At 48.0% G+C, this 6,874-nt stretch carries 7 protein-coding genes; 6 read left to right on the top strand and 1 reads right to left on the bottom strand.

Going from position 1 to position 6,874, the window contains the following annotated elements:
- From QZ147_RS07590 to QZ147_RS07565, 6 genes are all read left to right on the top strand, one after another.
- The coding region (locus QZ147_RS07590; RefSeq protein ID WP_295148893.1) for a DUF4492 domain-containing protein at positions 1 to 201 on the top strand (201 nt) is incomplete at its 5' end.
- A gap of 221 nt (positions 202 to 422) precedes the next feature.
- Complete coding sequence (locus QZ147_RS07585; protein WP_295148892.1) at positions 423 to 1,952, top strand: cytochrome ubiquinol oxidase subunit I; 1,530 nt, start codon at positions 423 to 425, stop codon at positions 1,950 to 1,952.
- Entirely contained in the window at positions 1,936 to 3,063 is a 1,128-nt protein-coding gene (gene cydB, locus QZ147_RS07580) for a cytochrome d ubiquinol oxidase subunit II (RefSeq protein ID WP_295148890.1), read from the top strand. Before QZ147_RS07585 ends, cydB begins: the two co-directional genes overlap by 17 nt.
- An 8-nt stretch (positions 3,064 to 3,071) precedes the next feature.
- Positions 3,072 to 3,197 (top strand): hypothetical protein, encoded by a 126-nt coding sequence (locus QZ147_RS07575; RefSeq protein WP_295148889.1) that lies wholly within the window; start codon positions 3,072 to 3,074, stop codon positions 3,195 to 3,197.
- 129 nt (positions 3,198 to 3,326) lie between these two features.
- Positions 3,327 to 5,165, top strand: coding sequence for an aryl-sulfate sulfotransferase (locus QZ147_RS07570; protein ID WP_295148887.1), 1,839 nt, complete (start codon positions 3,327 to 3,329; stop codon positions 5,163 to 5,165).
- A 232-nt stretch (positions 5,166 to 5,397) separates the two neighbouring features.
- Positions 5,398 to 6,111, top strand: a complete 714-nt coding sequence (locus QZ147_RS07565) for a type II secretion system protein (RefSeq protein WP_295148886.1) — start codon at positions 5,398 to 5,400, stop codon at positions 6,109 to 6,111.
- A gap of 125 nt (positions 6,112 to 6,236) precedes the next feature.
- On the opposite strand, the gene QZ147_RS07560 is transcribed toward QZ147_RS07565, so the two are convergent.
- Positions 6,237 to 6,842, bottom strand: a complete 606-nt coding sequence (locus QZ147_RS07560; protein WP_295148884.1) for a TRIC cation channel family protein — start codon at positions 6,840 to 6,842, stop codon at positions 6,237 to 6,239.
- Positions 6,843 to 6,874 lie beyond the last annotated feature (32 nt).

The raw sequence follows: 6,874 nt of genomic DNA, 5'->3' as shown, positions 1-6,874 counted from the left end.
AATATCTTAAATTTATACGTAGACGGCTTTAAAAATATGAAAGTCGGCAGGCGGCTGTGGCTGATAATTTTAGTAAAGCTTCTCATAATGTTCGGCATTTTGAAAGTCTTTTTCTTTAACGAAACGCTAAATACAAAATTTACGAGCGACGAGCAAAAAAGCGACTTCGTGATCGAAAATTTAACCGACAAAGCGAAATAGCCAAATTTATAAAATTTAAGCGTAAAATGGAAATTTCGTAATATAATTCACACTTTTTGAAATGAATTAAAATAAAATTTAAACAAGGCAAAAATATCGCGAGGCGAATTTGAAGGTTAAGGCGTAAAATTTAGGCGTAGATAGGACGTATAGTTCATCGAGTCGAAATTTTGCCGGCTCTTTAAATGGCGTCCTCGGGAAATACTTAGGAGGATTTAACGATGCCCGATATCGCTTCGGTCGATTGGTCGCGCGCGCAGTTTGCGCTCACCGCGATTTACCACTTTTTGTTTGTTCCGCTCACGCTGGGACTTAGTTTTATCATTGCCATTATGGAGAGCATCTACGTCAAAACCGGCAACGAGCAGTGGCTAAAAATCACCAAATTTTGGCTCAAACTCTTCGGTATAAACTTCGCTATCGGCGTAGCTACCGGTATCATAATGGAATTTGAGTTCGGCACCAACTGGGCGAACTACAGCTGGTTTGTCGGCGACATCTTCGGCGCGCCGCTAGCTATCGAGGGCTTGCTCGCGTTTTTTATGGAGGCGACGTTTTTTGCCGTTATGTTTTTTGGCTGGGATAAGGTTAGCAAGAAATTCCACCTCATCTCGACCTGGCTCGTGGCTATCGGTTCAAATTTGAGCGCGCTTTGGATCCTCATCGCAAACGGCTGGATGCAGTATCCGGTGGGTATGAAATTTAACCCAGCAACCGCTAGAATGGAAATGGAAAATTTCTTCGAGGTAGCGCTTAGCCCCGTTGGCATCATCAAATTTTTACACACCGTTACTAGCGGCTACGTCGCTAGCGCGCTTTTCGTGATAGGAATTTCAGCGTGGTTTATCCTAAAAGGACGCCACCTAATCATGGCTAAAAAATCCATCGTCGTAGCGGCAAGTTTCGGGCTTGCGACGTCGCTGTTTTTGATGTTTAGCGGCGACGAGAGCGCATATCAGGTCGCTCGTACTCAGCCGATGAAACTAGCCGCGATGGAAGGCCTTTATAAAGGCGAACAAAATGCCGGCCTAGTCGCGATGGGCGTACTAGATCCGTCTAAAAAACATGGCGACGGCAAGGACGCATTTTTGCTCGAACTAAAAGTGCCTTACGCGCTTGGAATCATGGCTACTAGAAAATTCGACAGTTTTACTCCGGGCATCGAGGATTTAGTCTACGGCAACGAAGCGCAAAATATCGAGAGCGTCGCAAGCAAGATGGCCAAAGGCTCGCTAGCAGTTAGCGCGCTAGCTAGCTACAACGCCGCTAAAAAATCGGGCGATAAAGCCGCGATGGAGCAAGCCGAGCAAACTCTGGCTCAAAATATGAAATTTCTAGGCTACGGCTATCTAAAATCCCCGGAAAGCGCCGTACCGCCGGTCGGCATTACGTTTTATAGCTTTCACTTGATGGTGGCTCTTGGTACTTACTTTTTGGCATTATTTTTGGTCGTTACGTATCTTACGATGGCAAACGATATCGAAAATTTCAAAAAGCTGTTGTGGGCGTGCGTATTTAGTATCCCGCTAGGACTGGTAGCGATCGAGGCGGGCTGGATAGTGGCCGAAGTAGGGCGCCAGCCGTGGGTCGTGCAAGACCTCATGACCGTGGGCGTGGGAGCGACGAATTTGGCCGACACCAACATCAAAATTTCGTTCTGGCTATTTGCCGTTTTATTTACGGTGCTTTTGATAGCCGAGATAAAAATCATGCTAAAACAGATAAAAATAGGATTTGAAAACCATGCTTAGTTTAGAATTTTTACAAATTTACTGGTGGTGCGTAGTTAGCTTGCTAGGCGGTTTGCTAGTGTTTATGATGTTCGTTCAGGGCGGGCAGACGCTGCTTTTTGGGCTTTGCAAAAACGAGCTTCAAAAGGACATGGTGATAAATTCTATCGGGCGCAAATGGGAACTTACTTTTACCACGCTCGTAATGTTCGGCGGCGCGTGCTTCGCGGCGTTTCCGCTATTTTACGCGACAAGCTTCGGCGGCGCGTACTGGGTGTGGCTGGCGATTTTGTTTTGCTTTATCCTCCAAGCCGTGAGCTACGAGTACCGCAAAAAACCGGATAACTTCCTGGGCCAAAAAACCTATGAAATTTTCCTTTTTATTAACGGCTCTTTGGGCGTTATACTCATCGGCATGGCGATTAGCACGTTTTTTTCGGGCAGCGACTTTTTACTAAACGAGCACAACTTCGTGCAGTGGCAAACGCCGTTTCGAGGACTTGAAGCGCTAGGCAACATCATGCTCTATCCGCTAGGCATCGCGGTGTTTTTTCTCTCTCGCGTAGGCGGAGCGCTCTACCTCATCAACAACATCGACGATGAGGAGATAAGAGCTAGCGCCAGAAAAGCGGCGCTAAAAAATACGATTTTGTTTTTGCCGTTTTTTCTAGCTTTTGCCGCTTGGGTGCTCAGTAAGCCGGGCTTTGGTTACGACGAAGCGGGCGAAGTTTCCGTAGTCGCGTTTAAATACGCTCATAATTTCGCCGATATGCCGATAATAGCCGTTGCGGCGGTCGCGGGCGTTTGCGGCGTGCTGTTTGGCGTATTTAAGGGTGCGTTTACGAAAAGCATCTACGGCATCGTGCCTTTTGGCGCGGGCGTCGTGCTCGTAGTTACCGCGTTATTTTTGATATCGGGGCTAAACGGCACGGCATTTTATCCGTCGTTTAGCGATTTGCAAAGCTCGCTAACCATCAAAAACGCAAGCTCCAGCCGCTACACGCTAAACGTAATGTTTTACGTAAGCTTTTTGGTACCCGTAGTTTTGGGCTATATCGTCGCGGTTTGGCGCGCGATGGATAGCAAAAAGATCACCGCAAGCGAGATAGAGCGCGATCATCACGCATATTAAGGATAAAAATGATAGAAGCGATAGTTTTTCTTTTTCTTTGGGTTTTGGCGCTTTTTGGCGGATATAAATTCGTCCATTTTAACATCAAGCACGTCGAGAAAAATAGCGACAAATACTTTAAAAATTTAGACTAAATTTTAGGCGGTAAATGCGCCGCCTAATACCACTTCTACTCAAAAATTTTAAATAAATTTTAAGTTTTGCGTTATTTTTAAGCAAGTCTGCCTCGCTATAATTTCGTCAAACCCACAAAAGGAGACGAAATGAAAAAGAGTATCATGCTTTCAGTGGCGCTTAGCGGTGTTTTAGCTACTAGCGCGCTAGCTATCGGCGGACCTAGCGGCGCGCACATAGACTACGGCATCCCGGGCAAGATCGGCGAAGTGGTCGTTAATCCGTACGACATCGCGCCTCTAACGGCGGTGATCAAAAACGGCGGCTACACGCTAGCAAATGCAAAAGTCACTATCGTGCCAAAACCGGGCGGTCAGGTTATCAGCTATAAGGTCGCCGACAAGCACCTTCGCACGCACGGCGGAATACCTGTTTTCGGACTATATCCGGACTACCAAAACACCGTCGAGGTCGAGTACGATAAAATTTATAAGGGCCAAACCGAGCGCATAAAAGAAAGCTATAAAATTTACGCGCCTGCGATTTATCTAGAAAGCTCGGGCATGCCGTCTCAAAAGGGCGCGTTGTTTGATAAAATCGAGGTCGTGAAAGCTCCGAGTGCCAAATTTGCCAACCGCCTCTACTACGTAAATAACTTCGTAAATAAAACTGGCAAGGGTACCAAAGTCGTGTGGAACAACCCCGCAGGTGGCGCGATCGAGTGGAACTACAGCCCGAACAACTTCGTGCTAGACACAAAAGGCGAGGTGCGCTGGTATCTGGAGCCGAGTAAAATTTACGACCTCAAGCAGCCGTTTAGCGCGGGCGTCATGATGGGCTTTAAGCAAAACGACGACGGCGCGATGACGTGGGGATACGGCCAAAGATACGCCAAATACGACATAATGGGCCGCGAAATCTTTAACCGCGAGCTACCTGCGGGCTACAACGACTTCTCGCACTCTATGGACGTGGCGCAAAACGGGCATTATTTCCTTCGCGCGGCAAACGCCAACTATAAACGCGCCGACGGCAAAAACGTCCGCACCGTGCGCGACGTCATCGTCGAGGTCGATAGAGACGGCAACGTCGTGGATGATTTTAGGCTGTATGAAATTTTAGATCCATACCGCGATATCGTATTAAAAACGCTCGACCAGGGCGCGGTGTGCCTAAATATCGACGCTAGCAAGGCAGGCCATACCGCTAGCTCGGACGAGCTAGCCGCGATGGATACGAACGAAAAATGGGGCGATATCGTGGGCTCGGGCCCCGGACGCAACTGGGCGCACGTAAATAGCGTGGATTATGATCCAAGCGACGATAGCATCATCATTTCCAGCCGCCACCAAGACGCCGTCATCAAGATCGGCCGCGACAAAAAAGTCAAGTGGATAATGGGCGCGCACAAAGGTTGGAAGGATCAGTTTAAGGGCTACTTGCTCCAGCCTGTAGATAAAGACGGCAAAAAAATCGTCTGCGAGGACGAGTACTCAAAATGCCCGGGATATGAGAGCGAGAAAGGCGGATTTGACTGGCAGTGGACGCAGCATACGGCATTTCGCATCGATAGCAAGTCTAAAAAAGGGCTCGTTTATCTCACCGTCTTTGACAACGGCGACACTCGCGGCATGGAGCAGCCTGCAATGGCGGGCATGAAATACTCCCGCGCGGTCGTTTATAAAATCGACGAAAAAGCTAAAACCGTCGAGCAGGTCTGGGAGTACGGCAAACAGCGCGGCAGCGAGTGGTACAGCTCGGTTACTTCGCTAGCGCAGTATCAAGACGACCTTGATAGCGTGATGGTTTACTCCGCGGTCGCGGGCATGCAGTTTGACATCGCCAAAGGTCGCCCGGTCGGCGTGCCTAGCCCTCACATCAACGAGTTTGAGTGGGGCGCAAAAGAGCCGTCGATCGAAATCAAAATGACCAACGCGATGGGCTATCAGGCGTTTCCGTTTAGCGTAGAAAAGGCGTTTGAGAAGTAAAATTTAGCGGCTTAGGCGCGCGGTTTTAGCGCGTCCTCGGCCGCCCTCTTGCAAACTCTTGTCTAGTTTAACGCGTTTAGCGTTATCCTTCGCATATCGGCTTTTATAAATTTAGATTTTGCGCTTTCGTCGACGAATTAATCTAAATCTCACATCCTTTTTTATACTTCTATTTGGAATTAATTTTATATTTAGATATAATTGCGAAATTTTAGACTACAAAAGGAGAAGTATGAAACAAAATTATATCGCAAGAGAGAATAAAATAGAACCGGCGCATTCAAAAAGGACGAATTTCTTTCGCGCGTTTACGATGATTGAGTTAATATTCGTCATCGTCATAATAGGTATCCTAGCCGCCGTGGCCATACCTAGACTGCAAGCAAGCAGAGACGAAGCGTGGGCGGTCGCGATGGCTACGCAGATCAAAACCGCGGTAAACGACGTAATTAATCACGTAACCGCTACGGGCAATAGTAACATAAAATTTAAAGCCTACCCCATCCCTTCTAGTCTATGGGGACCCGTAGAGGCAACATCAAGTATCGGAGTAGAGATCGCAGAGGACACATATCAGCTATTTCCGAAAGGCTGGGCTACTTTTTCAGGTGGGATACAAGGCACCCTTGTGCTCCCGCTAGATGGAGCTGCTGTACCTATATATTCAAATAAAGCAAGTATGGCTTTTGGAAAAATGTGCGTATATATAGCATCCTCCAATATAGACAACGTTTATTTTTCACCTGAACATCCGGCAAGACCCGGTATAACCATAGCGGCTGGAAACGTAGGGCATATAGGCGGCATGATGAATGACGGAGAGGATAGAAGGTGCGATATTTTAAGAAGCCTCTTAAAAAAAGCATTTCCTACGGAAGTGACTCCTCCCGGCTACCACACGACTAACTTCGTAGACGTACCCGCGCTCCCGAAAGCAAAATTCTAGGATTGCGCGGCGACCCAGGGCGCAGGCGCATAAAAATTTAGCGCCCGGGCTTGCTTTCACGCAAGCAAAAAGCTACCGTTGCGCTATAAATTTAGCGCCTCGTCAAAAATAAAGCGGTTTCACTTCTATAGCTTAGGCAAATGCCAGCCAAGATAATACGCCGCAAGCCTAAACACGATACCAAACGCCAAAAGCCCCATCACCCAAAACACGCTAGTAAGCCCGGCGTAATCCATCGCAAAATAAAGCAGTCCCACTACGATACTAACCGTCGCGTAAAGCCCGGTTTTTAGGCACCACGGTACTTCGTTAAACAACATATCGCGTACCATGCCTCCGCCCACGCCGTTGCAAAGCGCGAGCAACACGACGCCAAAGACGTTGTAGCCAAACTGCAGCGCCACGATCGCCCCAACGATAGAAAAACTCACCAAATCCACGGCATCGGTGGTTACAAAGAGGAATTTTTTCTCGATATCGCTTCGCTTGTGAATGCGCAAAAACGCCGAGAGAAAGAGCATGACCATCACGATAATGCACGGAGCGTAGTGCGTAAACGAATACGGCGGGCGCGATACGATAGCATCACGCATAAATCCGCCTCCAAGCGCGGTTAGAAGCGCGGCGATAAAGATACCCAGCCAGTCGCAGTCGCGCTTAACCGCAAAGATAAATCCGCTCGTAGCGGCCGAGGCGATGCCTATGTATTCGGCTACCAGAAGTGCTGTCATTTAGTGCCTTAAGTTTTAAACGAGATTTTACA

The sequence above is a fragment of the uncultured Campylobacter sp. genome (genome assembly GCF_905371695.1).
Classification (GTDB): Bacteria; Campylobacterota; Campylobacteria; order Campylobacterales; family Campylobacteraceae; genus Campylobacter_A.
This window is presented reverse-complemented; position numbering and strand designations above follow the sequence as displayed.